Origin of the sequence: Pseudomonas sp. JQ170C (assembly GCF_035581345.1) — a bacterium.
Classification (GTDB): domain Bacteria; phylum Pseudomonadota; class Gammaproteobacteria; order Pseudomonadales; family Pseudomonadaceae; genus Aquipseudomonas.
In genome coordinates this window covers 2857475-2883318 of sequence record NZ_CP141608.1, presented here as the reverse complement: position 1 = coordinate 2883318, position 25844 = coordinate 2857475, and the positions used below count along the sequence as shown (strand labels likewise).

Genomic DNA, 25844 nt, shown 5'->3' with positions numbered 1-25844 from the left:
TTTGCTTTATCGCTGAACAGTGATCTCAAATGTTTAGGAATTTATGCATTTTGTAAGAAAATTCCCATATGCCTTATGGCAGTTCTGGAAGTTTCCCTGCGCCTCTGATCAAAGGCATTGAACGTTGCAGCAGCCGTTACCTGCCCGCGCAGCTTTTGTGTAGAATGCCGCCCCTGGGTGCCACCGCAACACCGCGGCAGGGCAGGTTAAATTCAGCGCAGGTCGGGCCGCCGCGCGGAGTTGCCATGCCTATGAGCCTTGATTCCTCGCGCCCACAGCACACCCGCCCGTTGGGCCAATCGCCCTCCTCCCTGGCCTTTCTCACCCGTTTTTTCGCCGCTGAATCCGCCAGTGGCGTCATCCTCATGGCCGCTGCACTGGCGGCGCTGATCGTGGCCAATTCGCCGTTGGCCGCGGTGTATTTCTCGACCCTCCAGGTCAAAGTTGCCGGGCTGTCGATCGCCCATTGGGTCAACGATGGCCTGATGGCGATCTTCTTCATGCTGGTGGGCCTTGAGATCAAGCGCGAAATCCTCGCCGGACAGTTGTCGACCTGGAGCCAGCGCGCCCTGCCCGGCTTTGCCGCCCTGGGTGGCATGTTGGTGCCCGCGCTGATTTACCTTGCGGTCAACGGTGGCAGTGCCGAGACCAGCAACGGCTGGGCCATTCCGGCGGCCACCGATATTGCCTTTGCCCTGGGCGTGCTGGCCCTGCTGGGCAAGCGCGCACCGCTGTCGTTGAAAATCTTCTTGTCGGCCCTGGCGATTCTCGATGACCTGGGGGCGGTGGTGATCATCGCCCTGTTCTACACCAGCGGCCTGTCGGTGAGCATGCTGCTGGCCTCGCTGGCGATCATCGTGTTGCTGGTGGTGCTCAACCGCTGCGGCGTGAAACGGCTGTGGCCTTACCTGCTGGCCGGCGGCCTGCTGTGGTTCTTCATGCTGCAGTCGGGGGTGCATGCGACGCTGGCGGGTGTGATCCTGGCCCTGTGCATTCCGCTGGGTGATGCCGACAACACCCGGCAGTCGCCGCTGCTTTACCTTGAAGAGAAGATGCACCCCTGGGTTGCCTTCGCCGTGGTGCCGATCTTCGGCTTTGCCAACGCCGGTGTTTCGCTGGCCGGCATGACCCCCAGCCACCTGCTTGAGCCGGTACCGCTGGGTGTGGCCCTGGGCCTGTTGCTGGGCAAACAGATTGGCGTATTCGGCCTGGCCGCCCTGGCGATCCGCACAGGCCTGGCCAGGCTGCCAGAGGGTTGCAACTGGATGCAGCTATATGGCGTGGCACTGCTGTGCGGTATCGGCTTTACCATGAGCCTGTTCATCGGTGCGCTGGCCTTCCCGCAGGCGCCGCACCTGGTCGATGCGGTAAAAGTGGGCGTGCTGATGGGCTCATTCCTGTGCGCCGTACTGGGCGTCGTGGTATTGCTCAAGGCTGGGCGCGCGAAGGCCGTTGCGCAGGTTCAAGACTAATGTAGTGCGTCCACTACACCGTTTTCGTGCATCCCTGATACCGCGCCGCCCTGCCTTGCCCCGACCATGGTGCGTAATACAGCTGGGTTGAGGAGAGCCATCATGGGTGCACGAATTCGCGTGATCTGGCACAGCGTCATACATGCCTGCTGCGGCACGCTGAAAAACCGCCGGGCCGCCGCGGACGGCAGCGCTGCACTGATTGCCGCCCAGGAAGAAGAACACGCCAGGAGCCTGGCCTGGGTCATGCAACTGCACGACCCGACCAACCGGCAATGACGCAACGCCTGGAGCGGCCTGCAGGAGCGGGCTTGCCCCGCGAAACAATCTGGCAGACAGACCGCAATCGCAGGGCAAGCCCGCGCCTACCGAATCGTGCAGCAGTCGCCTTCAAGGTATTACGACCGCTGCGCGGCCGATCGCAGGCTGTCGCCAGCGGCTACAGGGCCTGTGGGAGCGGGCTTGCCCCGCGACACAATCTCACAGCCAGACCGCTATCGCGGGGCAAGCCCGCTCCTACCGAATCGCGTCGCCTCCAACGCGTTACGACCGCTGCGCGGCCGATCGCAGGCTGTCGCCAGCGGCTACAGGACCTGTGGGAGCGGGCTTGCCCCGCGAGACAATCTGGCAGACAGACCGCAATCGCGGGGCAAGCCCGCGCCTACCGAATCACGTAGCAGTCGCCTTCAAGGTATTACGACCGCTGCGCGGCCGATCGCAGGCTGTCGCCAGCGGCTACAGGGCCTGTAGGAGCGGGCTTGCCCCGCGAATCAATCCCACAGACAGACCACTATCGCGGGGCAAGCCCGCTCCTACCGGCAATGATCATCGAGTTGCCGGGCCGGGGCGGGTTCAGTGGAAAACCGATATCACGGCAGTCACACAGGCAATCAATGTCACTGCCGTTGCCGCAATAACCATAGGGCTGGAGGGCGCCAACACCCCCCGGCCATCAATCAACTGCCGACGGCGCCAGGCGCCCAGGTAAATCATCGCCCCCGACGCTACCAGCAACGCCAACGCCAGCAACGTCACCAACAGGTGCTGGTGCAGCCAACCCGAACGCAGCGCCAACAAGGCATTGACCAGCACCGCCCAACCCGTGCGGTTCCAAGCCAGGGCGGTACGCTCCGCCTGCAGGCCCGGGTCCTTCACGTCAGCTTGACCACGAACAACAGCACCATCGCCGCCGCCAATGCGACCGTGGCCAGCGAAACCAGCGGGATGGCCAAGGTCGAGGGCAAGCGCCGGGCATGGCGCATGGCGATTTCATTGGCACGCCAGCGCACGTAGGCCAACGAACACAACACCGCCGCCAGCACACCAAAGGCGACAGCCAGGCCGATCACCACCGCATGAGGGCCCAGCTTGCTGGAGAACTGGTCCAGCACCACGCCACCGGCCAACAACCCCAGGGCTGTGCGAATCCAGGCCAGGAAGGTGCGTTCGTTGGCCAGCGAGAACCGGTAGTCCGGCTCTTCCCCTTGTTGGCGCCAGTGCGGCTCACGCATGTCGGGCTCCCTTGTTCGCCGGAATGGCAACCAGGATGATCACCGCGCCAATCAGTGTGATAACCCCCAGAATCCCAAGCCCCGCGTAAATGCTGCCGGTAGTGGACTTCATCCAGCCCACCAGGGTCGGGCTGACAAACGCGCCGATGCCGCCCAGGCTGGTGATCAAGGCAATGCCGCTGGCCTTGGTGTTGCCAGTGAGGAAGGTCGCCGGAATCGTCCAGAACACCACGAAGCCGCCGTAGGAAGCCGCCGCCGCAAGCGACAACAGCGTAATGGCGTAGGTGATGTTGTGTGCGATCAGTGGCAGCAAGGCAAAGCACAGGGCAATGACCGCACCGCACGCCAGCAGGTGCCAGCGCCGTTCCATCCGGATATCGGAGCTGTAGCCGACCACATAGGTACCCGCCGCACCGGCCAGGAACACCACGCTCGACAGCAGGCCGACTTGCACCAGGTCGGTCACGCCGACATCGCGAATGATGGTCGGCGCCCAGAAACCGATGGCATTGAACGACACCAGCACACAGAAGTAGCCGACCATGCCAACGTACAGTTTGGGGTTGCGCAAGGCTTGGCCCAGGCCGTGACCACGGCCTTTGGGCTCACCCTGTTCCTCGGCGGCCAGGTCGCCCCGCACGATGGCTTTTTCGCGCGCGCTCAGCCAGGTGGCGTCGCCGGGCTTGTCGCACAGGTAATAGAAGGCAATCACCCCAAGGAACACCGCCGGCAGGCCTTCGAGCAGGAACAGCCATTGCCAGCCGCGCAGCCCGTGCAGGTCGGCCATGTGCACCATGATCCAGGTCGACAGCGGCCCGCCGATGATGCCCGCGGTGGCGGCGCCCATCATGAAGAAGCCGGTCACCCGGCCCCGGCGCGAAGCCGGAAACCAGTAGGTGAGGTAAAAGATCACGCCCGGAAAGAAACCCGCCTCCGCAGCGCCCAGGAAAAAGCGCATGACGTAGAACTGTGTCGGTGTGTTGACGAACATCATGGCACTGGAGATCAAGCCCCACAGGATCATGATCCGCAACAAGGTGCGGCGTGCGCCGATACGCTGCATCCACAGGTTGCTCGGTACCTCGAACAGTACATAACCGACAAAAAACAGACCTGCTCCCAGGCCATAGGCAGTTTCCGAAAAGCCCAGGTCGCTCATGAACTGGAGCTTGGCAAAACTGATATTGGCGCGGTCCAGGTAGGACACGATGTAGCAGATGATCAAGAACGGCATGAGTCGCAGCGCAATCTTGCGGTAAGTGTGCTCAACCTCGTCGGCCGAGTACGTCTCTACAAATGCGGGGTGCTGTTGGGTGATAGTCATGTGACCCTCGATGACTGCAAAGGTGTAGTCGATACCAAGGAGCGGCCGGCACCACGCCGACCGCCAGAATTGCAGAAAACGCCTCGTCACGGGTGGGCGAGTGCGTCCTCGCTCGGCTGGTGATGGGCAGACGCTTCGCCAGCAGGCAACAGCGGCTTGGCCAACGCGTCCCCTGCCCTCACGCCCTCGCCTTGCTTGAGCACGAACAATGGATTGATGTCGAATTCCTGCAGCACCCCGGCCAAGTCTACGGCCATGGCCGATACGCGCATCAAGGTATCGACCACAGCCTCGACATCGGCCTTGGGCCGGCCACGGGCGCCATCCAGGATCGGGAACGAACGCAACTCGCGCAGCATCGCGTGCGCCTCACTGCGGGTGATCGGCGCCAGGCGGAAGCTGACATCCTTCATCACCTCCGCAAAAATGCCGCCAAACCCTACCATCACCGCCGGCCCGAACAAGGGATCGTTGTTGATCCCAAGGATCAGTTCGGTGCCGCCGCTGACCATTTCCTGCACCAGTACGCCGTCGATACGCGCCTCAGGGGCATAAGAGCGGGCGTTGCCGAGGATTTCTGCAAACGCTGCCCTCACCTGCGCGCTGCCCTGGACACCGACGCGCACGCCACCGGCTTCGGTCTTGTGCGGGATGTCGGCCGACTGGATCTTCATCACCACTGGCCGCTGCATGGCCTGGGCAATGCGCGAGGCCTCATCGGCATTGCTGGCCAGCGCCTCCTGAGTCACGCCGATGCCATAGGCCGCCACTACTTTCTTGGCTTCAAACTCGGTGAGGTCGCTGCGGCGTGCGCCGAGCAGAGCACGCATCGGCGCGGCCGTCAGTTGCAAAGGCGACTCGTCCATGACCTGCGCCACGCGCCCGCGGGCCTCGGCAAACGCCCACAAGGCACTGGCGCCACGTGCGCAGCGTACCGGCGACTGATAGCGGGGAATGCCTGCGGCATCGAGAATGTCGTACGCCGCCTGCACCGTGGCAGGGTCGGCGTTCCAGGCCACCAGCACCGGTATGCCGCGCTCGTCGCGAATGCGCACAATCTCGTTGGCAAGCTCGGTGGCCAGCGCACCGCTGGCCGCCGCCAGGGCCAGGCCGATCATGTCGACGTTGGGGTCATCGGCCAGTTGCTCCAGGGTCACCCGCAGCAGGCTTGCATCGGTCAACAGGCTTGCCGTCACATCCAGCGGGTTGGCGACCGCAGCGAACGACGGCAGCACCTCCTTGAGTGCCGTCACCGTCGCTGGCGCCAGCTCAGGCAACACCAGGCCCCCGTGGGCCGCGCCGTCGGCCATGGCAATACCGGCACCGCCAGAGATAGTGACCACTGCCAGACGCTTGCCCTTGGGCAAGCGGCCCGGCAGCAGCGCCTTGGCACAATCGGCCAGGTCGCCCACGTCATTGACTTCGATAATGCCGCTTTGCCGGAAGGCGGCGCGGTACAGCGCCATCGAGCCACCCAGGTTGGCCGTGTGCGACGCCGCCGCGCGGGCACCGGCTTCCGAGGTGCCAACCTTCCAGATCAGCATCGGCTTGCCCGCGATCAAGGCACGGCGGCCAATCCCCAGCAAGCGTCGGGCGTCCTGGAAGCCCTCCACGTAGCCGGCGATCACGCGGGTCTCGGGGTCGTCGATCATGGCGTCCATGAAGTCCAGCGAGGTGGTCACCGATTCGTTGCCGGTGGACACGTAGTGCCTGAACCCTATGCCTTCCTGACTGGCCAGCATGACGATGGAGTTGCCGAATGCCCCGCTTTGCGACGTAAGGCTCAGGTGGCCCTTGGGGTAGGTCAGCCCATACGGCGCGCCAAAGCCCACATGAATACCCGCGCTGATGTTCATGTAGCCCTGGCAGTTGGGGCCGATCACCTGCATGCCGTACGAGCGGGCGATGGCGGTGAGGGCACGTTGTGCCTCGGCGCCCTGCTCGCCTGCCTCGGCAAAACCGGATGACAGAATCACCGCAAAGCGGCAGCCCTTGCTGCCCAGGGCCTGCAAGGCGTCGGGCACGCGCTTGGCGCCAACGGCAATCACCGCCACGTCGGGGGTGACGGGCAGCGAGGCGACGTCGGGGTAGCAACGATACCCGGCGACCTCGTCGTAGCGAGGGTTGACCGGCAATACCTGGCCCGCAAAGCCCTTGGCCTTGAGGTGGGCAATGGGTTGGCCGCTGATGGATGCAAGGTCTTGCGAGGCACCGATCACGGCAACCGAACGCGGCGTGAAGAACAAATCGAACGTAGACATGACAATTTCCTGCAACAGAGGAGAATGGCCGGCGCCCGCCTCAGCGGTGCGCGGCAAGCACCTGCTTGGCGATGTTCAGCTGGTGGATCTGGCTGGTGCCCTCGTACAGGCGGAACAGCCGTACATCGCGATACCAGCGCTCGATCTCACTGTGGTTAGCCACATAACCTGCGCCCCCGAACATCTGCACACAGCGGTCGGCGACCCGCCCACACATCTCGGTGGCGAAGTACTTGCACATCGAGGCTTCAAGCACCACGTCTTCGCCCCGATCACGCTTGCGGGCGGTTTCCAGAATCATGCTGCGGGCGGCAAAGATCTCGGTGCGGCAGTCGGCGATCAAGGCCTGGACCAACTGGAAATTCGCCACCGGCTGGCCAAACTGGGCGCGCGCGGTGGTGTGCGCGACCGCCATCTCCAGCATCCGCATGGCCGGCCCCGTGGACAGGGCGGCCAGGTGGATACGTTGTTTGTTGAGGGTTTTCATCACGGTCCTGAAGCCGTTGCCTTCGACACCGCCAATCAGGTTGGCCGCCGGCACCCGGCATTCATTGAAATGGACTTCGCCGACCGGGGAGCCGGCCTGGCCCATCTTGCGATACGGCGCACCGGTGCTGAGCCCGGGCATGCCGCGCTCGACAATGAACGCCGACACCCCCTTGGCACCCTTGCTGCCTGGCTCGGTACGGGCGGTCACGGTGAACACGTCGGCTAGGGGAGCGTTGGTGATGTAGCACTTGCTGCCATTGAGGATGTAGCTGTCGCCCTCGCGCCGGGCAGTGGTTTGCACGTTGGTGGCTTCGGAACCGGCTTCAGGCTCGGTGACCGCCAGGCAACCGGTCCATTCACCGCTGGCCAGGCGCGGCAGGTACTGCTGCTTTTGCGCCTCGGTACCGTCGACCACGATGCCTTCGGCACCGATCCCGGTGTTGGTGCCGACTCGCGCCCGCACCGCCACCGCCGCCTGGGACAGCTCCAGCGCCCCCAACACCAGCTCTTCGGTGCTCAGGCCTGCGCCGCCGTAATCCTGCGGGATGCTCCAGCCGAAATAGCCTTTCTCGCGCAGCGTCTGCACCAGGTCGGCCGGCACCTCGTCCAGGCGCTCGATCTCGGCTTCCCGGGCAAATACCTCATTACGTACAAATGTGCGCACGTCGCTCAAGAAAGCGTCGAACGCCTGCTGATTGCGTACCATTGTTGCCTCCCGCGTTTTTATAGTTGTTGGGCAACATATGGCATTCAAATCAGCCGACTCACAATAATTGTTCCGCTATGCCGAACAGCGTTTGAATAGTCGGAACAAGCGTCGCACTATTTGCCCATGAGCGGTTGAATCCGAGAACGGGCCACAGACATGAACGATAAACACACACCGGTATCGAAGGGCGACTGGCACACCCCGGCCAAGCACTACCTGGCCGACGAATTCGCCGATGACCGACAGTTTGCCTCCACCCTGGCCCGTGGCCTTGAAATCCTGCACTGCTTCACCGCACGCGATACCCAACTGGGCAACGCCGAGCTGGTCGCCCGCACCGGCATGCCCAAGGCGACCATCTCGCGCTTCACCTACACCCTGGTGCGCCTGGGCTACCTGCGCATCAACCGCATGAACAACAAATACCAACTGGGCTCGGCGGTCCTCGCCCTGGGCTACCCGTTGCTGGCCAGCCTCAACATCCGCCAGATCGCCAGGCCCTTCATGAAGGAACTGGCCGACTACATTCGCGGGTCGGTGTCGCTGGGCATGCGCGACCGCCTCAGCGTGGTGTACCTGGAAAGCAGCCGCAGCGCCGCGCCCATGAGCCATCCGCCGGACGTCGGCCTGAGCTACCCCATCGTGCGCACAGCCATGGGCCGGGCGATCATCGCCGCCGCCGGGCGTGAGGAACGCACGGCATTACTCAATGAAATCAAAGTCAGGACCCCTGAGGACTGGAGCGCCTTCCACGTCCGGATCGAAGAAAGCATCCAGGAGTTTCAAACGCGGGGGTTTTGCGTGTCATACGGCGACCTGCGCAAAGAAATCCACGCCGTGGCCGTACCCATGCGGGCCATGGGTGATGGCGAGATCCTGGTGTTCAACTGCGGTATTCCCTCATTCATGCTCAGCGAGGGGCAATTGATCAAAGACGTGGGGCCACGGCTGGTGTCGATGGTGCGCAGCATCGAAGGGATGATGGGGATCTACTAGTTGGCTCTAATGTAGGAGCGGGCTTGCCCCGCGAATCAATCTCACAGCCAGACCGCAATCGCGGGGCAAGCCCGCTCCTACCGAATATCGCAGGCTGTCGCCAGCGGCTACAGGGCCTGTGGGAGCGGGCTTGCCCCGCGAGACAATCTGGCAGACAGACCGCAATCGCAGGGCAAGCCCGCGCCTACCGAATATCGCAGGCTGTCGCCAGCGGCTACAGGGCCTGTGGGAGCGGGCTTGCCCCGCGAGACAATCTGGCAGACAGACCGCTATCGCAGGGCAAGCCCGCGCCTGCCTGTCAGCGCGCCCAGAGCCTGGCCAGGTTGCCGCTCTGGAGTGCGTTCAATACCTCATCAGTATGCGCACCCCGGGTGGGAATCGGCCCTGGGGTAACCACCTGCCCGTCAAAGCGCGGGGCCGGGTGCGCCTGCAGCAGGCCGTCGCGCTCGAAGTAGACGTCGCGCTCGACCATGTGCGGGTGCCGGGCCGCTTCACGGGGGCTGAGCACCGGGGCAAAGCAGGCGTCGGTGCCTTCGAGCAGGTCGCACCAGTGCTGGCGCGGCTGGCTGGCGAACAGTTCGGCAAAGGCTTCGCGCATGACCGGCCACTGCTTGGCATCCCATTGGCGGGCGAAACGCGGGTCATCCTGCAGGCCGAGTTTGTTCAGCAGCAGCGCGTAGAACTGCGGCTCCATCGAGCCCACAGCGACGTAGCGGTCATCGGCGCAGCGGTAGGTGGCGTAGAAATGCGAGCCATCGTGGACGCTCTTGCCACGTTGCTCATCGAGCAGGCCGCGGCTGCCCAGCGACATCATCAGTTGCATCATGTGCGCCGAGCCATCGACGATGGCGGCATCTACCACACTGCCCTGCCCGGTCTGGCGCGCCTTGAGGACCCCGGCCAGCACACCGATGGCCAGGTACAGCGCGCCACCGCCGATATCGCCGATCAGGGTGATGGGCGACGACGGCGCCTCCCCGGCCGTACCGCTGTGGTACAGCGCGCCCGACAAGGCGATGTAGTTATTGTCGTGGCCGGCAGCGTTGGCCAGCGGCCCGTGTTGGCCCCAGCCGGTCATGCGCCCGTATACCAGCGCCGGGTTGCGCGCCTGGCACTGCTCCGGGCCCAGGCCCAGGCGCTCCATCACACCGGGGCGCATGCCCTCGATCAGCACGTCGGCTCTTTCGATCAACTTGAGCACCTGCTCACGGCCTTCGGCGGTCTTGAGGTCGGCCACCATCGAGCGCTTGCCTCGGTTGAGCGGGTTGCTGGCGGCATTGGCCTCGCCGGTGATCGAGGTCGATGCGCCCCGCTCCACCGCAATCACATCAGCACCCAGGTCCGCCAGGTGCATGGCGCAGAACGGCCCCGGGCCGATACCGCAGATCTCGACAACTTTGATGCCTGACAGCATGTGTGCTCCTCCTGATTGACCTTGTTGTTGTGGCTTCACGCTAGCAGATGAGCGCGCTGAAAACCTGCCCCCCGCCACGGGTGGCTATGGCTGGCGGGGCAGCGGACTACTCTGGGCCCGCCACCGCTGGCAATAACAACAAAAGGAAGGAAAGAGCGTATGTTCGAGTTACCTCCCCACTGGGCCCTGTGGGCTACCTGCTGCCTCGCCGTACCGGCTGCGGCCACGGCGCAAACCCAGGTCGCACCGCCCAACCCGTACCTGGCCCAGTCGTACAACAACCAGACCCACTGGAACGATGGCGCCTCGGACAGCACCAGCATCAGCGTGGCACGCGGGTCGTACAAGATGACCCCGGATGCCTACCGGGTGGTGCCCAACGAATCGGGCAGCCTGATGCAGTACACCGACAAGGTCGGGGGCACGGATATCTACTGGTACTGGGCCGGGTTTTCCCTGCGCAAGCTGAAGATCGAGGACGACTTCAACTTCAAGGAAATCGCCCGCGTCGACCTGCCAGTCAAACTGCCCAACTTCAGCGCCGTTACCCCCGAGCAGCGATTGCAGCAGGCCGCCCAGGCGCACAAATTCCTCGACGCCAAGGATGAGAAAGGCCTGCTCGACTACATGCAGGCGCAACCCAACCGCATGCTGACGGCCACTACCGACCAGTTGCTGGGCGGCGCCATCTACTCGCTGCTGACCCGCGACAACGCGTTCATTGGCGCCAGTGCCCGCCGGGTGTTCCGCATCGACCAGAACGACCCCAAAGACCCGGCCTCGGGCATGAAGCTGAGCCACGAAGTGCAACTGCCCGACGCGCTGTTCGATAACCAGAAAACCCAGCGCAGCGTGGGTATCCCGGTGGACACCACCTTCGGCATGGGCATGACCCTGAACGGCTACCTGGTGGTCAACACCATGGGGGGCACCGTGGCCACCCTGGACCGTACCACCCTGGCACTGGTCGACAGCTACCGCATCGAAGGCGCAGACGAGGTGTTCCTCAACTCCTTCGCCACCGGCCCTGAAGTGAATGGCGGTGCGGTGTATGTCGCCTCCAACCAGAACATGTACCGCCTGGTGGTCGACAAGCACGGCAAGCTCCACGCCGACGAGGCCAGCGGCGCCTGGAAAGCACCGTATGAACGTGGCGTGCGTTTCGCTGCGGTCAAAATCGGCGACGGTACCGGCTCCACCCCGACCCTGATGGGCTATGGCCCGGACGAAGACAAGCTGGTGGTGTTCACCGACGGTTCCAAAAAAATGAACCTGGTGGCCATGTGGCGCGACCAGATCCCGGCGGGCTGGAAGCAGAAGCCGGGCACCCTGTCGCCGCGGGTTGCCGACCAGCGCCAGGTTGACCTGGGTGATGCGGTGCCGACCGTGCAGTCGGAACAATCGGTGGCGGTGTATGACGGCCATGCCTTTGTGGTCAACAACATCCCGGCGCAAGACAAACCGGCACTGGCCAAGTCGGGCTATTACGTCACCATGCTCAACGGCATGACCCGTCCGGCGGCCAAGGGCGTGGCGATGCTCAAGTGGGACAGCGCCAAGGACCAGTGGAACACCCTGTGGACCCGTACTGATGTCGGTTCGGTCTCGGTGGTGCCGATGATCAGCGGTGGCAGCCGCATGGCTGTGATCAACGGCGTGTACACCGCGCGCCAGGGCGAGGGTTATCACATCGGCATGGACCTGGACACGGGCAAGACTGTCCTCGAAATCGCCACCGGCAGCGATCCGGTGTTCAACGGCATGTATGCGCCGATCAAGGTCGATGCCCAGGGGCGCCTGATGTATGGCATGGCCTTTGGCCTGGTGTTGATGGATACCAGCCGTATGCAGAAAGTCGAACCGATTGCCAAAAGCCAGTAAGACCAAGCGCCCGGTGCCCCACACCGGGCGTTCTGTCCCTCTGTAGGAGCGGGCTTGCCCCGCGATGGATTTTGAATTTTGCCGACAAATCCATGCCTGCCGGTGATCCCGCTTCACCGTTGCGCCTGGATGTGCACGGCTCAGGGGCCTATCGCGGGGCAAGCCCGCTCCTACCGAATGCCTGCCGTGGGAGCGGGCTTGCCCCGCGATGGATCTTGAATTTTGCCGATAGATTCATGCCTGCCGGTGATCCCGCTTCAGCGTTGCAACTGGATGTGCACGACTCAGGGGCCTAATCGCGGGGCAAGCCCGCTCCTACCGAATGCCTGCTGTGGGAGCGGGCTTGCCCCGCGATGGATTTTGAATTTTGCCGACAGATTCATGCCTGCCGATGATCCCGCTTCAGCGTTGCAGCTGGATGTGCACGGCTCAGGGGCCTATCGCGGGGCAAGCCCGCTCCTACAGAATGCCTGCCGTGGGAGCGGGCTTGCCCCGCGATGGATTTTGAATCTTGCCGACAGATCCATGCCTGCCGCTGATCCCGCTTTACCCTTGCAGCTGGATGTGCACGACTCAGGGGCCTATCGCGGGGCAAGCCCGCTCCTACAGAATGCCTGCTGTGGGAGCGGGCTTGCCCCGCGATGGATTTTGAATTTTGCCGATAGATTCATGCCTGCCGGTGATCACGCTTCGGCGTTGCAGCTGGATGTGCACGGCTCAGGGGCCTAATCGCGGGGCAAGCCCGCTCCTACCGAATGCCTGCTGTGGGAGCGGGCTTGCCCCGCGATGGATTTTGAATTTTGCCGATAGATTCATGCCTGCCGATGATCCCGCTTCAGTGTTGCAGCTGGATGTGCACGGCTCAGGGGCCTATCGCGGGGCAAGCCCGCTCCCACCGAGCCTGCTCCTACCTGGCTGTTGGCAGTGGATGTTGATCTCGAAGATGCGTCCTCCCAGGCGCCGCCCGTAACTTCGCGACTTCAGGAGGCCGAGTGGAGGTGTCTGGAAGGGGCAGGTGCGCAGCACCCTTCGGCGTAGCCGAAGTCGCGAGCCGTAGACTTGGCGCAGCAAGTCGTAGGCCGCGAGGCCCCTGGAGGGCACCGGAGGGAGGGAACCCGGAGCGCAGCGTAGGGCCGGATGCAGGAGCGAGCGGTTTTGGTTCCTTTTGCCAAGACAAAAGGGACCCGCCGTAAGGGCGGAAGGGGCCATCAGCGTCACCCCATGAAATGGATAAGCCCCCAGCCGCAACACCAACACCAACACCAACACCAACACCAACACCAACAGAACTCAGTGAAAAACCCAAAAAAAGCCGGGCACAAGGCCCGGCAAACATTACCGCCTACGCTCAGCCCCGTCCGTACAACGTCACCACACACGCACCACCCAGACCCAGGTTGTGCTGCAGTGCAAGGCTGGTACCTTCCACCTGACGTTTGTCAGCAGTGCCGCGCAGCTGATGCGTCAGCTCATAACATTGCGCAAGCCCCGTAGCCCCCAGCGGATGCCCCTTCGACAACAAACCACCCGACGGGTTGGTCACCACTTGCCCGCCATAGCTGTTGTCACCATCGAGCACAAAGCGCTCGGCCCCACCCACCGGACACAGCCCCAGCGATTCGTAGGTCAGCAGTTCGTTGTGGGCGAAGCAGTCGTGCAGTTCCACCACACGGATGTCCAGCGGATCCACACCGGCCTTCTCGTAGACCGCCTGGGCCGCCCGCTGCGCCATGTTGAAACCGACCACTTCGATCATTGACTTGCTCTCAAAGCAAATCGGTGTATCGGTGGTCAAAGCCTGGGCCAGGATCACCACATCGGTGTTCAGGCCATGCTTCTTGGCAAAGGCTTCGGAGCAGATGATCGCCGCCGCCGCGCCGCACGTCGGTGGGCAGGCCATCAGACGGGTCATGACGCCCGGCCAGATCACCTGGTCGTTCATCACGTCTTCGGTGGTGACGACCTTGCGGAACAAGGCCAGCGGGTTGTTGGACGCATGGCGGCTGGCCTTGGCGCGAATGGCCGCGAAGGTGCTCATCTGCGTGCCGTATGTGTGCATATGCTCACGCCCGGCACCGCCGAACATGCGCAAGGCACTGGGCATATCGCCCACATCGGCGGTCAGTTCCTCGATCACCGGCCCGGTCTTGTGCGAAGTGGCACCCGGGCGATCAGTCCACACCGATTTCAGCGCACCGGGCTGCATCTGCTCGAAACCGAAGGCCAGGGCGCAGTCCACCGCCCCGCTCTCCACCGCCTGGCGCGCCAGGAACAGGGCGCTGGAGCCGGTGGAGCAGTTGTTGTTGACGTTGACCACCGCAATGCCGCTCATGCCCACTTCATACAGCGCCGCCTGGCCGCTGGTGGAGTCACCGTACACATAACCGGCATAGGCCTGTTGCACCAGGCCGAAGTCCAGGCCGGCGTCTTGCAGCGCCAGGCGAATGGCCTGCGCACCCATCTCGATGTAGGTACCGCTGGTGCCCGGCTTGACGAACGGGATCATCCCCACGCCCACGACATAAGGTTTTTGCGACATCACAGATCTCCAGTATCAGACAGTCTCAAAGGGAATAACGATGCTGTCCGCCCGCACAGGGCGAACAGCCGATACAGACAGTTCTAGCGGATACCGGCGTTGCGCAGCGCTGCCGGGGTGAAATCGTTGACGCTCGGCTGGTAGGCATAGTTGATGCCGGCCTTGTTCTCGTTGCCCAGGTTCGACACCACGTAGCGCCCGGCAATCAGGTCATAGGTACCCACGGCAGCAAAGGCGGTCAGCTTCTGTACGTAGTCGGTGTAGCTGTGCCCTTCACTGACCCGCCACAGTTGGCCGCGGCCGTCGTAGTGGTCAACTTCGACAGCGGTCCAGGTGTCTTCGTCAAAGAACATGTGGCGCTTGGCATAGATGTGCCGCGAGCCGGACTTGAGCGTGCCCACCACTTCCCACACCCGGTGCAGCTCGTAGCGGGTCAGGTCCTGGTTGATGTGGCCTGGCTTGATGATCTCGTCATACTTGAGCGACGGCGACTGCAGCTTGTAGCTGTTGTAGGGAATGTAGATTTCCTTCTTGCCCACCAGTTTCCAGTCGTAACGGTCCGGCGCGCCGTTGTACATGTCAGAGTTGTCGGCGGTGCGCAGGCCGTCGGCTGCGGTACCCGGGCCGTCGTAGGCCACTTGCGGTGCACGGCGAACCCGGCGCTGCCCGGCGTTGTAGGCCCAGGCCATGCGCGGCTCGGCAACCTGGTCGAGGGTTTCGTGGATCAGGGTGACGTTACCGGCCATGCGCGCCGGTGCGGTCACGGTCTGCTTGACGAAGAACAGGATGTTGTTGATGTCCTTGGACTTGGCATCGGCCATCAGCCAGGGGAACCCACTGGCCATTTCGATCTGCACCGGGGTGAAGCTGCCGTTGACCTGCGGCGTGGCCTGGACCTGGGAGTTGATGTAGCTATGGCCGCGGTAGCGGGTCAGGTGGTTCCACACCACTTCCAGGCCGTTCTTGGGGATCGGGAAGGCAAAGTAATGGATCTGTTCAAAGTTTTTCAGCGAATAGCCGTCGTTGATCGCTTCGGTGGTCACCGCGCTTTTTTTCGCCGCGTCATAGGCCGTTTGCGGCAGCACCGCGCTGCGCTGGGTCTGGTACACCGGCATCTTGTAGGTGTCGGGGTAGCGTTTGAACAAGGCTTGCTGGCCCGGGGTCAGCTTGTCCTTGTACTGCTCGGCGGTGGCGGCGGTGATGACGAACAGCGGCTTTTCACTGGCGTAGGGGTTACCCATGAAGCCGTTTTGCACCGGGGCGGCGTCGGCCTTGAGGCCGCCGGTCCAGGCCGGGATGCTGCCATCGGCGTTGCCGGCTTTTTCCGCGCCTACCGGGGTGAGGCTGGTGCCAAGCTTGGCCGCTTCTTCCGGGGAAACGGCGGCCATTACGCTCGCGGCCACCAGGGACAGCGACAGGGTGCAGGCGGTGAGCAGAAGACGTGCAGGTTTCATTGTTGTTTTTCCTCTCTGATGGGGGTCAGAAGTTCACGCCGAAGCTGAGGGCGACGTAGTCGCGATCAGTGTTGGTGTTCCACTTGCCGCCGAAGTAGTCGGTGTAACTCAGGCTGGCGGTGTAAGTGTTCAGGTACTCGGCATCCAGCCCCAGGCTCACGGCCTTGGTGCCTTCCTCGAAGTTGGGGCCGACACCGTCCACGTCATGGGACCAGGCGATGTTGGGTGACAGGTTGATGCCGGCGATCACGTTGGGGTAGTCGAACTTGCCACGCAGGCGGTAGCCCCAGGAGCTGCTGGTGTAGAAGCCGTGGCTGTTGCATTCCTGCTGTGGGTTGCTCGGCGCCGTCACGCCCGGCTGGCCCGGCACGGGCTGGTTGGCGCCCACGCACACTGCCTGGTTCACCAGTTCACCGGCGCCAAACACGGTGTTGCGGCCAAAGCGCAGGTCGCTGCCGTCGCTCGAGCCCAGGCCGTTGATGTGGTTGTAGCCCACCTCGCCCACCAGGGTCAGGCGGTCGCTGCCCATCACCTGGTCGAAGAAGTGCGTGGCGCTGACCTGCGCCTGCAGCACCGGCATGCGCTTGTAGCCGTCGATGTCGGCACCGGCAACGTTCACCGAATTGCCGCTCTGGAACAGCGGCGAGGCCGCATTGCCCAGCGCCGCCAGGTTGAGGTCGGCGCCGTTGAGGTTCAGCGGCATGTTCGGCCGGTAGCTGATCTCACCACCCAGCGAGGTGCCGTCGACGTTGGTGGCGAAGCTCACGCCGTACAGGCGCACGTCTTCGGGGTAGACCACGTTGTAGCTGGCGGTGCGGATGGCGGCGACCGCGTTGCTGGCGTTGGTGGCGCGGGTGAAGTCCAGGCTCGGGTTGCGGCTGTGGTAGTTCATGGCATAGAAGCCGAACTCGGTTTCGTTCAGCTCCGGTACGTACCAGCGCAGCGCCAGGCCGTACTGGCCGCTGTCGCGGGCGTCGCGGGTCTTGGTGCGCGGAACGTAGGCATCGTCGGTCACCCCCGGGGTGCCGGTGTTGTTGGCCACGCCCGGCGGCAGGTCTAGGCCGGCCAGTACGACACGATCGTTGCAGCCCTGGGGGGTGACGTCGTTGCCGAAGAAGGTGCCGCAGTTGTCGATCACCGAGCTCTCCCATTCGATCTGGTAGAACATCTCGGCGGTCAGGCTGTCGGTCAGGCCCTGGGACAGGTAGAACATGTTGACCGGGATCAGGCCTTCCTTGACCTCGGCGCCCGGGCGGCGCAAGGCGGCGACGTCGATGGGGTTGATGCTGTTGATCGAGTTGCCGATGAAGGTGCTCTCGCCCCAACTCACCACCTGCTTGCCGACCCGCACGTTGCCCGGCAGCGAGCCCAGGTTGTAGTTGTGGTAGACGAAACTGTCGAGAAACATCGCCCCCGACGACTTGGCGGCACGGTCACGGCCGCTGTCGTCGATGTCGTAGAACAGCCGGCTTTCATCCTTGAGCTCGAAGTCGTACCAGTACTTGCCGCGCACAAACACGCCGCTCTGTCCGTATTTGAGTTCCAGGTCGTGCACGCCCTTGAAGATCTTCGAGAAGGTCTCGCCCTTCTTGAAGTTCAGGCGGTTGTCGTCGTTGGTACGCGAGGACGCGTTGCCGCGGGTCCCTTGCGAGTTGAAGTTGGAGATGAAATCCGGGTCCGGGCCGCGCACGGCCCAGCTGGCGCCGATGGACAGCGATGAATCGAAACTGCCTTCGATTTCGCCAATGCTGAAGTCCTTGGCATTGGCCTGGGACTGCACGGCAAGGGCAACGGCGACGGCCAACAGGTGCGGAGCGCGGGCTCCACGCATTCTCGTCAGGTTCATGATGACTCCGGTATACAGGTGCGCCAGGAAGGCATGCCGCACTCAGGGTGCGGTTCTGGTCTCTGCGAAAGCGAAAGAAACGCGCGGCCTTCCCTGGCCGCGCAAGGTTCAGGCAATCAGGCGACGCCGCGCTTCTGGTTTTCCCAGAACGGCTTGCGCAGCTCGGTCTTCAAGACCTTGCCGACACTGCTCAGCGGCAACGAATCACGGAACTCGATGCTGCGCGGCACCTTGTAGCCAGCGATGCGTTCGCGGCAGTGGCCGATGATCTCTTCGCCGCTGACCGTCACCCCGGGCTTGAGAATGATCACCGCGTGCACGGTCTCGCCCCACTTGTTGCACGGGATGCCGATCACGGCGCTTTGCACCACCGCCGGGTGGCTGGCAATGGCGGTCTCGACCTCGGCGCTGTAGATGTTCTCGCCACCACTGACGACCATGTCCTTGAGCCGGTCGCAGACGTAGATGAACCCGTCCTCGTCCATGTAGCCGCCGTCACCGGTGTGCATCCAGCCGCCACGCAGGGCTTGCGCGGTGGCTTGCGGGTTGTTCCAGTAACCGAGCATCACGTTGGGGCCACGCACGATGATCTCGCCCGTGGTGCCACGCGGCACTTCGTTGTCGTCGCCATCGACGATGCGCACTTCCACACACACCGCCGGGAACCCCGCCGAATACATCTTGCCGTTGGCCTGGTACTCGGCCGTGTGGTACTCGGCGCCCAGGGTCGTGGCCACGGGTGCAAGCTCGGTCATGCCATAGCCCTGGGTGAACTCGGCATTGACGAACACGCTGCGCGCGCGGTCGAGCAGCACTGGGGTAATGGTCGAGGCACCGTAGCTGATGCGTGTCAGGCCACTGACATCCAGCGCCTGGCCATGTTGCTGGTGCCAGTCCAGCAGCATCTGCAGCATGGTCGGCGCCAGCAGAATCTCGTTGGCCTTTTCCCGATCGACCGCTTGCAGCACACCCTGGGGCGTGAAGTTCTGCAGGACCACATGGGTGCCACCGGAAATGAACAGCGAAGTCATTGCGGCGAAATCGGCCAGGTGGAACATGGGCATGGCGTGCAGGTAGATCGAGTCGATGCCGCAACGCCCCATGGTCAGCGAGTTCAGCGCCGAGAACGCGACGTTGGTATGGCTGAGCATGACCCCCTTGGGAAAGCCGGTGGTGCCGCCGGTGTAGAAGATGCCGAGCAAGTTGTCACCGCCACGGCGGGCGTCTTCCACCGCCTGGCTGTTGGCGACCAGGGTTTCATAGTCGAGCATGCCCTCGGGCACAGGGCCGTTGCCCGCATAGATCACCTGGCGCACGGTGCTGGCCTGCTCGAGGATCTTGCGGCCCAAGTCCTTGTGGTGGTCATCGACAATCAGGATCGAGGTTTGCGAATCATCGAGCGAGTAGAGGATCTCTGCTGCGCTCCAGCGAAAATTGACCGGATTGACCACACCGTCGGCCCAGGGTACCGCCAGGTAGTATTCCAGGTAGCGTTGGCAGTTGAACGCCAGCATGGCGACACGATCGCCACTGCCCAGGCCCAGGCCCTTGAGCGCACCGGCCAGGCGCGCGACGCGCTCGCCGTACTCGGCGTAGGTGGTGCTGCGACCCTGGTCGCGGATGGCCACCGCGTGTGGGCGACGCTGCAACTGGCGGTGCAGCCCTTGAGTGATGTACATACTGAACTCCAGTTTGTTTTTATTGTTGAAGTGATCAGGGGCCGGCAATCGGCTTCAGGTCAAAGCGAGCGGGCAACCACTTCGCGCTGGATTTCGTTGGAGCCGCCGTAGATGCGCGCCACCCGGGCATCGGCCCACATCCGCCCGATCGGGTACTCGTTCATGTAGCCGTAGCCGCCAAACAACTGCAGGCAACGGTCGAGCACTTCGCCCTGGCGCTCGGTCAGCCAGAACTTGCCCATCGAGGCCAGGGTGGTGTCCAGGCTGCCGTCGATCCAGCGCTGCACGATCAGGTCGACAAAGGTCTTGGCCGCCAGCACGGTGGCCTTGACGTCGGCCAGCACAAAGCGGCTGTTCTGGAAGTCGATCACCGGCTTGCCGAAGGCCTTGCGGTCCTTGGTGTACTCCACGGTCAGGCGCAGGGCGCGCTCCATCACTGCCACGGCGCCAACGCCAATCTGCGCGCGCTCGTAGGGCAACTGGCTCATCAGGGTGTAGAAGCCCCTGCCCTCCACTTCGCCGAGCAGGCAATCGGCCGGCACTTCGACGTCGTCGAAGAACATCTCCGAGGTGTCCTGGGCGTGCATGCCGATCTTGCTCAGCAGCTTGCCGCGACGGAAACCCGGGGTGTTGGTGTCGACCATGAACAGCGAAACGCCCTTGGCGCCCTGGCTGGTGTCGGTCTTGGCAATCACCAGCACCATGTCGCAGGTCTGGCCGTTGCTGATGAAGGTCTTGGCGCCGTTGATGACGTACGTGTCACCCTGCTTCACCGCACGGGTGCGTACCGATTGCAGGTCGGAGCCGGCGCCCGGCTCGGTCATGGCGATGGCGCAGATCACTTCGCCGGAGCCGATTTTCGGCAGCCAGTGCTTTTTCTGCGCCTCGGTGCCGGACTCGAGGATGTAGTGCGCAACGATATGGCTCAGGCCCAGGCCCAGGCCGCCGCCGAAGGCGCTCATGGTCTGCACCACACAGGCGTAGTGGCCGATGGTGCCGCCGGCGCCACCGTACTCTTCACCCACGTCCGGCAGGATCAGGCCAAGCTCGCCGGCCTTGAGCCAGGCGGCGCGGTCGGCACAGTGCTGCTCGCGCCAGTGCAGCTCGTTGGGCTCCATGTACTCCTTGGCAAAACGCTGGACCATGTCGCGAAACTGCTCCAGGTCTTCGGTCATCCAGGGTGAGCGGTAGTTTTCCAGCATTGCGTGAACCTCTAGGTCGAAGCGCCCCTGGCGTCCGTAACGCCAGGGGCTGCAGGGCAAGGAGCAATCAGAAATTGGAACCTGGGCCACCACCGCAGTAGATGACCTGGCCGGAGCAGTAGTCGGACTCGGGCAGGCAGAACATCACCACCGCACCGGCCGCTTCTTCGGGCTTGCCGGGACGTCCGAGGGGGATGGTCTGGCTGGCGCTGTCCAGGCGCGACTGCTGCACGCCGACCTTGATTTCGCGGCCTTCGATGTTCACGGTCTTGCTGTCTTCACCGGCCAGGGCCTGGGTCAGACGGGTGTCGACCAGGCCGAAGGCCACGGCGTTGACGTTGACCTTCAGGCGGCCCCACTCCTTGGCCAGGGTCTTGGTCAGGCCCAGCATGCCGGCCTTGGCCGAGGAGTAGTTGCTCTGGCCGACGTTGCCACCGGCGGCGCCGGACGAGATGTTGACGACTTTGCGCAGCACTTCGCGGCCTTCGGCGGCTTCTTTCTTGGCCGCGGCACTGATCACCGGTTGGGCGGCGCGCAGGATGCGGAACGGCGCAGTCAAGTGGCAGTCCATGATGGCGTACCACTGCTCGTCGCTCATCTTCTGGATCACGTTGTCCCAGGTGAAACCGGCGTTGTTGATGATGATGTCGATGGCGCCGTAGTTGTCGACGGCGGTCTTGACCAGACGCTCGGCGAAGTCCGGCGCGGTGACGCTGCCCACGCAGGCGACTGCTTCGCCACCGGCGCCGCGGATGGTGGCGACCACTTCTTCGGCCGGTTCTGCGTCAAGGTCGTTGACCACTACGCGCGCGCCGTAGGCGGCCAGTTGCAGCGCCACTTCACGACCGATACCACGACCGGAACCGGTCACCAGGGCGACTTTGCCTTCAAGCTTTTTCATCAATCCGTTCCTTAAATGCTGGGGTTTGGGGTCAGGCCAGGGCAACCACGGCTTCGCCGAGCAGCTTGTCTTCGCCGTACTGATTGGCGCAGCGGATGGCCAGGCGTACGCGCTGCTCGCCGTTCTCTTGGAATTTTTCCGTGACCGTGCCGCTGCAGCTCGGCACATGGCCCAGCTGGGTGATGCCGGTGAAGCGCACCGACAGCGAGCGCACTTGCTGCTGGGGAACCCACTGGGTCAGTAGGCGACCCAGATAGGCGGCCGAGAGCATGCCGTGGGCAAAGACGTCGGGCATGCGCGACTTGCGGGCGAAGTCGATGTCGACGTGGATCGGGTTGTGGTCGCCCGAGGCGCCGCAGTACAGGGCCAGGGTGGTGCGATTGACGGGCTGCAGCGTGAGCAGCGGCACTTGGTCACCGACCTGGATATCGGAAAACTGAACGTGGTTGGCAAGGGACATCGGCAATTCCTCAGCGCTGGACAAGAGACGAGCGGACATCGGCGATGTGCTCGCCGTCCTGGTTGGTCACCCGCGACTCGGTGACCACGAACTGCAGGGCCCCGCCCTTCTTCTCGTAGACATCGGTGATCGTCGCGTCGAAGGTCAGCACGTCCCCGGCGTAGGCCATCTTGTGGTACACGAACGACTGCTCGGCGTGCAGGATGCGGCCCAGGTCGAAGTCCACCAGCTTGAGGAACGCTGTCAGCTCGCGCCCCTCGCCTTCCAGGCATTTGAGAAAGGTCGGCGCAAGCGGCAGCGATTTGTGGCCTGCGGCCTTGGCAACGGCTTCGTCGGTGTAGACCGGGTCGGTTTCACCGATGGCCTTGGCGAAGAAGCGCAAGCGGCCCTTTTCGACCTCGGTGCTGAATGTCCCGAGCTTGTGCCCGATCAGGTTCTTGTCAGCCATGTGCATGGTTCCTCTTGTTGTTGTAAGGGGCTGGCGGGTTCAGTTGCGGCCGAACATCGTCACCACACAGGCGCCGCCCAGACCCAGGTTGTGTTGCAAGGCAATGTTCAGTTCGTCGACCTGGCGCTTGTCGGCGTTGCCACGCAGCTGATGGGTCAGCTCGTAGCACTGGGCCAGGCCCGTGGCACCCAGGGGGTGGCCCTTGGAAAGCAGGCCGCCGGAGGGGTTGGTCACCACCTGGCCGCCGTAGGTGTTGTCGCCGTCGAGCACGAACTGCTCGCCACCGCCCACCGGGCACAGGCCCAGGGCTTCGTAGGTCAGCAACTCGTTCTGAGCGAAGCAGTCATGCAGCTCCACGGCGCGCACATCCTGCGGGCCAAAGCCGGACTGCTCGTACACCTGGTAGGCGGCGCGCTGGGCCATATGGAAACCGGCGTAGGCGATCATCGACGGCGGATCGAACGACTCGACCGGGTCGGTGACCATCGACTGGGCCAGGATCACCACATCGCTGCGCAGGCCGTGCTTTTTGGCGAAGGCTGGCGAGCAGACCACCGCGGCAGCGGCGCCGCAGGTGGGTGGGCAGGCCATCAGGCGGGTCATGACACCGGGCCACATGACCTTGTCGTTCATCACCTCTTCGGTGCTGACAATGTTCTTGAACAGCGCCAGCGGGTTGTTGGCGGCATGGCGGCTGGCCTTGGCGCGGATGGCGGCGAAGGTTTCCATGCGGGTGCCGTACTTCTGCATGTGCTCGCGGCCGGCACCGCCGAAGGTTTTCAAGGCGCGTGGCAGGTCGACATCGCGGGTCAGCTCTTCCATCACATGCACGACACTGGCGCGGGTCTGCGGACGGTCGTCCCAGTGCGACTTCAGCGCACCGGCCTGCATCTGCTCGAAGCCCAGGGCCAGCACGCACTCGGCCTGGCCGCTTTGCACCGCAGCGCGGGCCAGGTACAGCGCGGTGGAGCCGGTAGAGCAATTGTTGTTGACGTTGACGATCGGGATACCGGTGCGGCCGACTTCATACAGGGCGGTCTGGCCGCAGGTGGAGTCACCGTAGACATAACCGGTGAAGGCCATCTGGATCTTGTCGTAGTCGATGCCGGCGTCCTTGAGCGCCAGGCGTGTGGCCTGTGCGCCCATGTCGGTATAGCTGGGGCTTGCACCGGGTTTGGCGAACGGGATCATGCCAACTCCGGCTACCACCACTTTGTCGTTCATCGAATCGTGTCCTTTGCCATGCACTTTCAGAGGGGTACCTGCCCGGCCGGCCGGTAGTTGTTGGTGCCCATCGTAGGAGTGGCAAGGCGGTGCTACGACCGCTGAAGGGATGAAGTTGCGGATCAACCAGGGAGGCGTTCAAAGGAACGAGGGGCAGGAGTAGTGAGGTGGTGCGGTGGGAGCGGGCTTGCCCCGCGAGAGGCTATTGCAGCTTGCACAGATGATGCTGCCAGAACCACGACCGCTACGCGGCCGATCGCAGGCTGGCGCCAGCGGCTACGAAGCGGGATCTACCCCCGCATTCAGCATCCTGAGCATCGCGGGGCAAGCCCGCTCCTACCGGGTGTATGTCTGTAGGAGCGGGCTTGCCCCGCGAGAGGCCATCTCGGCTTGCACAGATGATGTTGCCAGAACCACGACCGCTGCGCGGCCGATCGCAGGCTGGCGCCAGCGGCTACGAAAGCGGGATCTACCTCCGCATTCAGCATCCTGCGCATCGCGGGGCAAGCCCGCTCCTACCGGGTGTATGTCTGTAGGAGCGGGCTTGCCCCGCGAGAGGCCATTGCAGCTTGCACAGATGATGCTGCCTGAACAACGACCGCTGCGCGGCCGATCGCAGGCTGGCGCCAGCGGCTACGAAGCGGGATCTACCTCCGCATTCAGCATCCTGCGCATCGCGGGGCAAGCCCGCTCCTACCGGGGGTAATCCTGGGGGAGCAAGCCTGTTCCTACCTTGGGGCGTTCCTTTGAACGATGGCGCGCATCGTCCGCAGCATCATCCCTTCGGCGCTCCCTGGCCGCGCCGGCGGCCACCTAGCATGACAGCACAGCCCCCAACCGACCCAAGGACCCCAATGAGCGACTACAGACCCTCCTGGCTCACCGAAGACATGGCCATCTTCCAGCAATCGGTACGCCGCTTCGCCGCGGAAGAATTGGTGCCCCACGAAGAACGCTGGGCCAAGCAACAGCACGTCGACCGCCAGACCTGGAACAGGGCCGGTGAAATGGGCATGCTCTGCCCCGGTATCCCCGAGGAATACGGCGGTGGCGGCGGCAGCCACGCCCACAACGCCATCATCGGCTACGAACTGGCGCGCGCCGTCGCCACCAGCCTGGGCACCAACGTGCACAGCGCCATCTGCGCCCACTACCTCCTGCGCTACGCCAGCGAGGCCCAGAAACAACGCTGGCTGCCGCGCATGGCCAGCGGCGAGCTGGTCGCCGCCATCGCCATGACCGAGCCCGGCGCCGGCACCGATCTGCAGAACGTCAAGACCAAGGCCATCCGCGACGGCGACCACTACGTCATCAACGGCTCCAAGACCTTCATCACCAACGGCTACCTTGCCGACCTGGTGCTGCTGGTGTGCAAGACCGACCCGAGCCTGGGTGCCAAGGGCATGTCCATCATCGTCCTGGAAACCAAGGACCTGCCGGGCTTTCGTCGCGGCCGCATCCTCGACAAGCTCGGCCAGAAAGGCCAGGACACCTCCGAGCTGTTCTTCGACGACGTGCGCGTGCCCGTGGAAAACCTGCTGGGCCCGCAGGAAGGCCAGGGTTTTGTGCAACTGATGCAGCAACTGCCCGAAGAGCGCATGTTCATCACCATGAACGCCTTGGGTTCGATGGAGCGTGCCGTCGAAGAAACCATCAAGTACACCCAGGACCGCAAGGTCTTCGGCAAGCCACTGCTGGACATGCAGAACACCCGCTTCAAGCTGGCGGAGATGCAGACCACCGTGACCATCGCCCAAACCTTTGTCGACGCCTGCATGGGCAAGATGATTCGCCACGAACTGGACCCAGCCACCGCGGCCAAGGCCAAGTGGTGGACCTCGACCCAGGCCTGCCAGATCATCGACGAGTGCCTGCAACTGCACGGCGGCTACGGCTACATGCTCGAATACCCGATTGCCCGGCTGTACATCAACACCCGCCCCATGCGGATCTACGGCGGCTCCAACGAAGTCATGAAAGAGCTGATCGCGCGCACTTTCTGACCCACCCGACACGCCCCGGCTGCCAAAGCCG

General features: G+C 63.7%; 20 protein-coding genes. 5 read left to right on the top strand and 15 right to left on the bottom strand.

Translation table 11 applies throughout. The annotated features are described in order from the left end of the window. The first annotated feature begins 251 nt into the window (after window positions 1-251). Window positions 252-1472, top strand: a complete 1221-nt coding sequence (nhaA, locus tag U9R80_RS13290; protein ID WP_301838004.1) for a Na+/H+ antiporter NhaA — start codon at window positions 252-254, stop codon at window positions 1470-1472. A 102-nt stretch (window positions 1473-1574) separates the two neighbouring features. Next, complete coding sequence (locus U9R80_RS13285) at window positions 1575-1751, top strand: hypothetical protein (protein ID WP_301837863.1); 177 nt, start codon at window positions 1575-1577, stop codon at window positions 1749-1751. Between the two features lie 573 nt (window positions 1752-2324). Here the strand turns inward: U9R80_RS13285 and U9R80_RS13280 are convergent. From U9R80_RS13280 to U9R80_RS13260, 5 genes are all read right to left on the bottom strand, one after another. Next, window positions 2325-2627 carry a DUF202 domain-containing protein gene (locus tag U9R80_RS13280; RefSeq protein ID WP_301837864.1) on the bottom strand — a complete coding sequence of 101 codons (303 nt, stop codon included), beginning with the start codon at window positions 2625-2627 and terminating at the stop codon, window positions 2325-2327. Further along, window positions 2624-2983 (bottom strand): YidH family protein, encoded by a 360-nt coding sequence (locus U9R80_RS13275; protein ID WP_301837865.1) that lies wholly within the window; start codon window positions 2981-2983, stop codon window positions 2624-2626. The genes U9R80_RS13280 and U9R80_RS13275 overlap by 4 nt, the downstream gene beginning before the upstream one ends. Further along, window positions 2976-4307: an MFS transporter gene (locus U9R80_RS13270; protein WP_301837868.1), complete on the bottom strand. Its 1332-nt coding sequence runs from the start codon at window positions 4305-4307 to the stop codon at window positions 2976-2978. Before U9R80_RS13270 ends, U9R80_RS13275 begins: the two co-directional genes overlap by 8 nt. Before the next feature lie 86 nt (window positions 4308-4393). After that, window positions 4394-6568, bottom strand: coding sequence for an acetate--CoA ligase family protein (locus U9R80_RS13265; protein ID WP_301837871.1), 2175 nt, complete (start codon window positions 6566-6568; stop codon window positions 4394-4396). Between the two features lie 40 nt (window positions 6569-6608). After that, window positions 6609-7763: an acyl-CoA dehydrogenase family protein gene (locus U9R80_RS13260; protein WP_301837874.1), complete on the bottom strand. Its 1155-nt coding sequence runs from the start codon at window positions 7761-7763 to the stop codon at window positions 6609-6611. Window positions 7764-7922: 159 nt separating this feature from the next. On the opposite strand from U9R80_RS13260, the gene U9R80_RS13255 reads away from it, so the two are divergent. Beyond that, the gene (locus U9R80_RS13255; protein ID WP_301837875.1) at window positions 7923-8762 is read left to right on the top strand and encodes an IclR family transcriptional regulator; all 840 of its coding nucleotides are present in this window, start codon (window positions 7923-7925) and stop codon (window positions 8760-8762) included. A 298-nt stretch (window positions 8763-9060) separates the two neighbouring features. Here the strand turns inward: U9R80_RS13255 and U9R80_RS13250 are convergent, their stop codons facing one another. After that, a complete protein-coding gene (locus U9R80_RS13250) occupies window positions 9061-10176 on the bottom strand; it encodes a CaiB/BaiF CoA transferase family protein (protein WP_301837876.1) in 1116 nt (371 codons plus the stop codon). 159 nt (window positions 10177-10335) lie between these two features. Here U9R80_RS13250 and U9R80_RS13245 point away from each other — a divergent pair, with 159 nt between their 5' ends. Then, complete coding sequence (locus tag U9R80_RS13245) at window positions 10336-12057, top strand: hypothetical protein (RefSeq protein ID WP_301837877.1); 1722 nt, start codon at window positions 10336-10338, stop codon at window positions 12055-12057. 1348 nt (window positions 12058-13405) lie between these two features. On the opposite strand, the gene U9R80_RS13240 is transcribed toward U9R80_RS13245, so the two are convergent. From U9R80_RS13240 to U9R80_RS13200, 9 genes are all read right to left on the bottom strand, one after another. After that, the gene (locus U9R80_RS13240; RefSeq protein WP_301837880.1) at window positions 13406-14596 is read right to left on the bottom strand and encodes a lipid-transfer protein; all 1191 of its coding nucleotides are present in this window, start codon (window positions 14594-14596) and stop codon (window positions 13406-13408) included. An 83-nt stretch (window positions 14597-14679) separates the two neighbouring features. Continuing rightward, on the bottom strand, window positions 14680-16050 hold the full coding sequence (locus U9R80_RS13235; RefSeq protein WP_301837882.1) for a DUF1329 domain-containing protein: 1371 nt from the start codon (window positions 16048-16050) through the stop codon (window positions 14680-14682). A gap of 25 nt (window positions 16051-16075) precedes the next feature. Next, window positions 16076-17896 (bottom strand): DUF1302 domain-containing protein, encoded by a 1821-nt coding sequence (locus tag U9R80_RS13230; protein WP_301837884.1) that lies wholly within the window; start codon window positions 17894-17896, stop codon window positions 16076-16078. A gap of 116 nt (window positions 17897-18012) precedes the next feature. Further along, window positions 18013-19575, bottom strand: a complete 1563-nt coding sequence (locus U9R80_RS13225; RefSeq protein ID WP_301837887.1) for a long-chain-fatty-acid--CoA ligase — start codon at window positions 19573-19575, stop codon at window positions 18013-18015. A 59-nt stretch (window positions 19576-19634) separates the two neighbouring features. Further along, the gene (locus U9R80_RS13220; RefSeq protein ID WP_301837888.1) at window positions 19635-20777 is read right to left on the bottom strand and encodes an acyl-CoA dehydrogenase family protein; all 1143 of its coding nucleotides are present in this window, start codon (window positions 20775-20777) and stop codon (window positions 19635-19637) included. Window positions 20778-20844: 67 nt separating this feature from the next. After that, window positions 20845-21678, bottom strand: a complete 834-nt coding sequence (locus tag U9R80_RS13215) for an SDR family NAD(P)-dependent oxidoreductase (RefSeq protein WP_301837889.1) — start codon at window positions 21676-21678, stop codon at window positions 20845-20847. A gap of 31 nt (window positions 21679-21709) precedes the next feature. Continuing rightward, the gene (locus U9R80_RS13210; protein ID WP_301837890.1) at window positions 21710-22138 is read right to left on the bottom strand and encodes a MaoC family dehydratase; all 429 of its coding nucleotides are present in this window, start codon (window positions 22136-22138) and stop codon (window positions 21710-21712) included. Window positions 22139-22148: 10 nt separating this feature from the next. Then, complete coding sequence (locus tag U9R80_RS13205; protein ID WP_301837892.1) at window positions 22149-22586, bottom strand: MaoC family dehydratase N-terminal domain-containing protein; 438 nt, start codon at window positions 22584-22586, stop codon at window positions 22149-22151. Window positions 22587-22625: 39 nt separating this feature from the next. Then, window positions 22626-23810, bottom strand: a complete 1185-nt coding sequence (locus U9R80_RS13200) for a lipid-transfer protein (protein ID WP_301837893.1) — start codon at window positions 23808-23810, stop codon at window positions 22626-22628. Between the two features lie 854 nt (window positions 23811-24664). Here U9R80_RS13200 and U9R80_RS13195 point away from each other — a divergent pair. Next, complete coding sequence (locus U9R80_RS13195) at window positions 24665-25813, top strand: acyl-CoA dehydrogenase family protein (RefSeq protein ID WP_301837894.1); 1149 nt, start codon at window positions 24665-24667, stop codon at window positions 25811-25813. Window positions 25814-25844 lie beyond the last annotated feature (31 nt).

Excerpts from the sequence above, each read along its gene's own strand:
- nhaA (WP_301838004.1), top strand. The coding sequence starts at position 252 with ATGAGCCTTGATTCCTCGCGCCCACAGCACACCCGCCCGTTGGGCCAA.
- U9R80_RS13285 (WP_301837863.1), top strand. The coding sequence starts at position 1,575 with ATGGGTGCACGAATTCGCGTGATCTGGCACAGCGTCATACATGCCTGC.
- U9R80_RS13275 (WP_301837865.1), bottom strand. The coding sequence starts at position 2,983 with ATGCGTGAGCCGCACTGGCGCCAACAAGGGGAAGAGCCGGACTACCGG.
- U9R80_RS13270 (WP_301837868.1), bottom strand. The coding sequence starts at position 4,307 with ATGACTATCACCCAACAGCACCCCGCATTTGTAGAGACGTACTCGGCC.
- U9R80_RS13265 (WP_301837871.1), bottom strand. The coding sequence starts at position 6,568 with ATGTCTACGTTCGATTTGTTCTTCACGCCGCGTTCGGTTGCCGTGATC.
- U9R80_RS13260 (WP_301837874.1), bottom strand. The coding sequence starts at position 7,763 with ATGGTACGCAATCAGCAGGCGTTCGACGCTTTCTTGAGCGACGTGCGC.
- U9R80_RS13255 (WP_301837875.1), top strand. The coding sequence starts at position 7,923 with ATGAACGATAAACACACACCGGTATCGAAGGGCGACTGGCACACCCCG.
- U9R80_RS13250 (WP_301837876.1), bottom strand. The coding sequence starts at position 10,176 with ATGCTGTCAGGCATCAAAGTTGTCGAGATCTGCGGTATCGGCCCGGGG.
- U9R80_RS13245 (WP_301837877.1), top strand. The coding sequence starts at position 10,336 with ATGTTCGAGTTACCTCCCCACTGGGCCCTGTGGGCTACCTGCTGCCTC.
- U9R80_RS13240 (WP_301837880.1), bottom strand. The coding sequence starts at position 14,596 with ATGTCGCAAAAACCTTATGTCGTGGGCGTGGGGATGATCCCGTTCGTC.
- U9R80_RS13235 (WP_301837882.1), bottom strand. The coding sequence starts at position 16,050 with ATGAAACCTGCACGTCTTCTGCTCACCGCCTGCACCCTGTCGCTGTCC.
- U9R80_RS13230 (WP_301837884.1), bottom strand. The coding sequence starts at position 17,896 with ATGAACCTGACGAGAATGCGTGGAGCCCGCGCTCCGCACCTGTTGGCC.
- U9R80_RS13225 (WP_301837887.1), bottom strand. The coding sequence starts at position 19,575 with ATGTACATCACTCAAGGGCTGCACCGCCAGTTGCAGCGTCGCCCACAC.
- U9R80_RS13220 (WP_301837888.1), bottom strand. The coding sequence starts at position 20,777 with ATGCTGGAAAACTACCGCTCACCCTGGATGACCGAAGACCTGGAGCAG.
- U9R80_RS13215 (WP_301837889.1), bottom strand. The coding sequence starts at position 21,678 with ATGAAAAAGCTTGAAGGCAAAGTCGCCCTGGTGACCGGTTCCGGTCGT.
- U9R80_RS13210 (WP_301837890.1), bottom strand. The coding sequence starts at position 22,138 with ATGTCCCTTGCCAACCACGTTCAGTTTTCCGATATCCAGGTCGGTGAC.
- U9R80_RS13205 (WP_301837892.1), bottom strand. The coding sequence starts at position 22,586 with ATGGCTGACAAGAACCTGATCGGGCACAAGCTCGGGACATTCAGCACC.
- U9R80_RS13200 (WP_301837893.1), bottom strand. The coding sequence starts at position 23,810 with ATGAACGACAAAGTGGTGGTAGCCGGAGTTGGCATGATCCCGTTCGCC.
- U9R80_RS13195 (WP_301837894.1), top strand. The coding sequence starts at position 24,665 with ATGAGCGACTACAGACCCTCCTGGCTCACCGAAGACATGGCCATCTTC.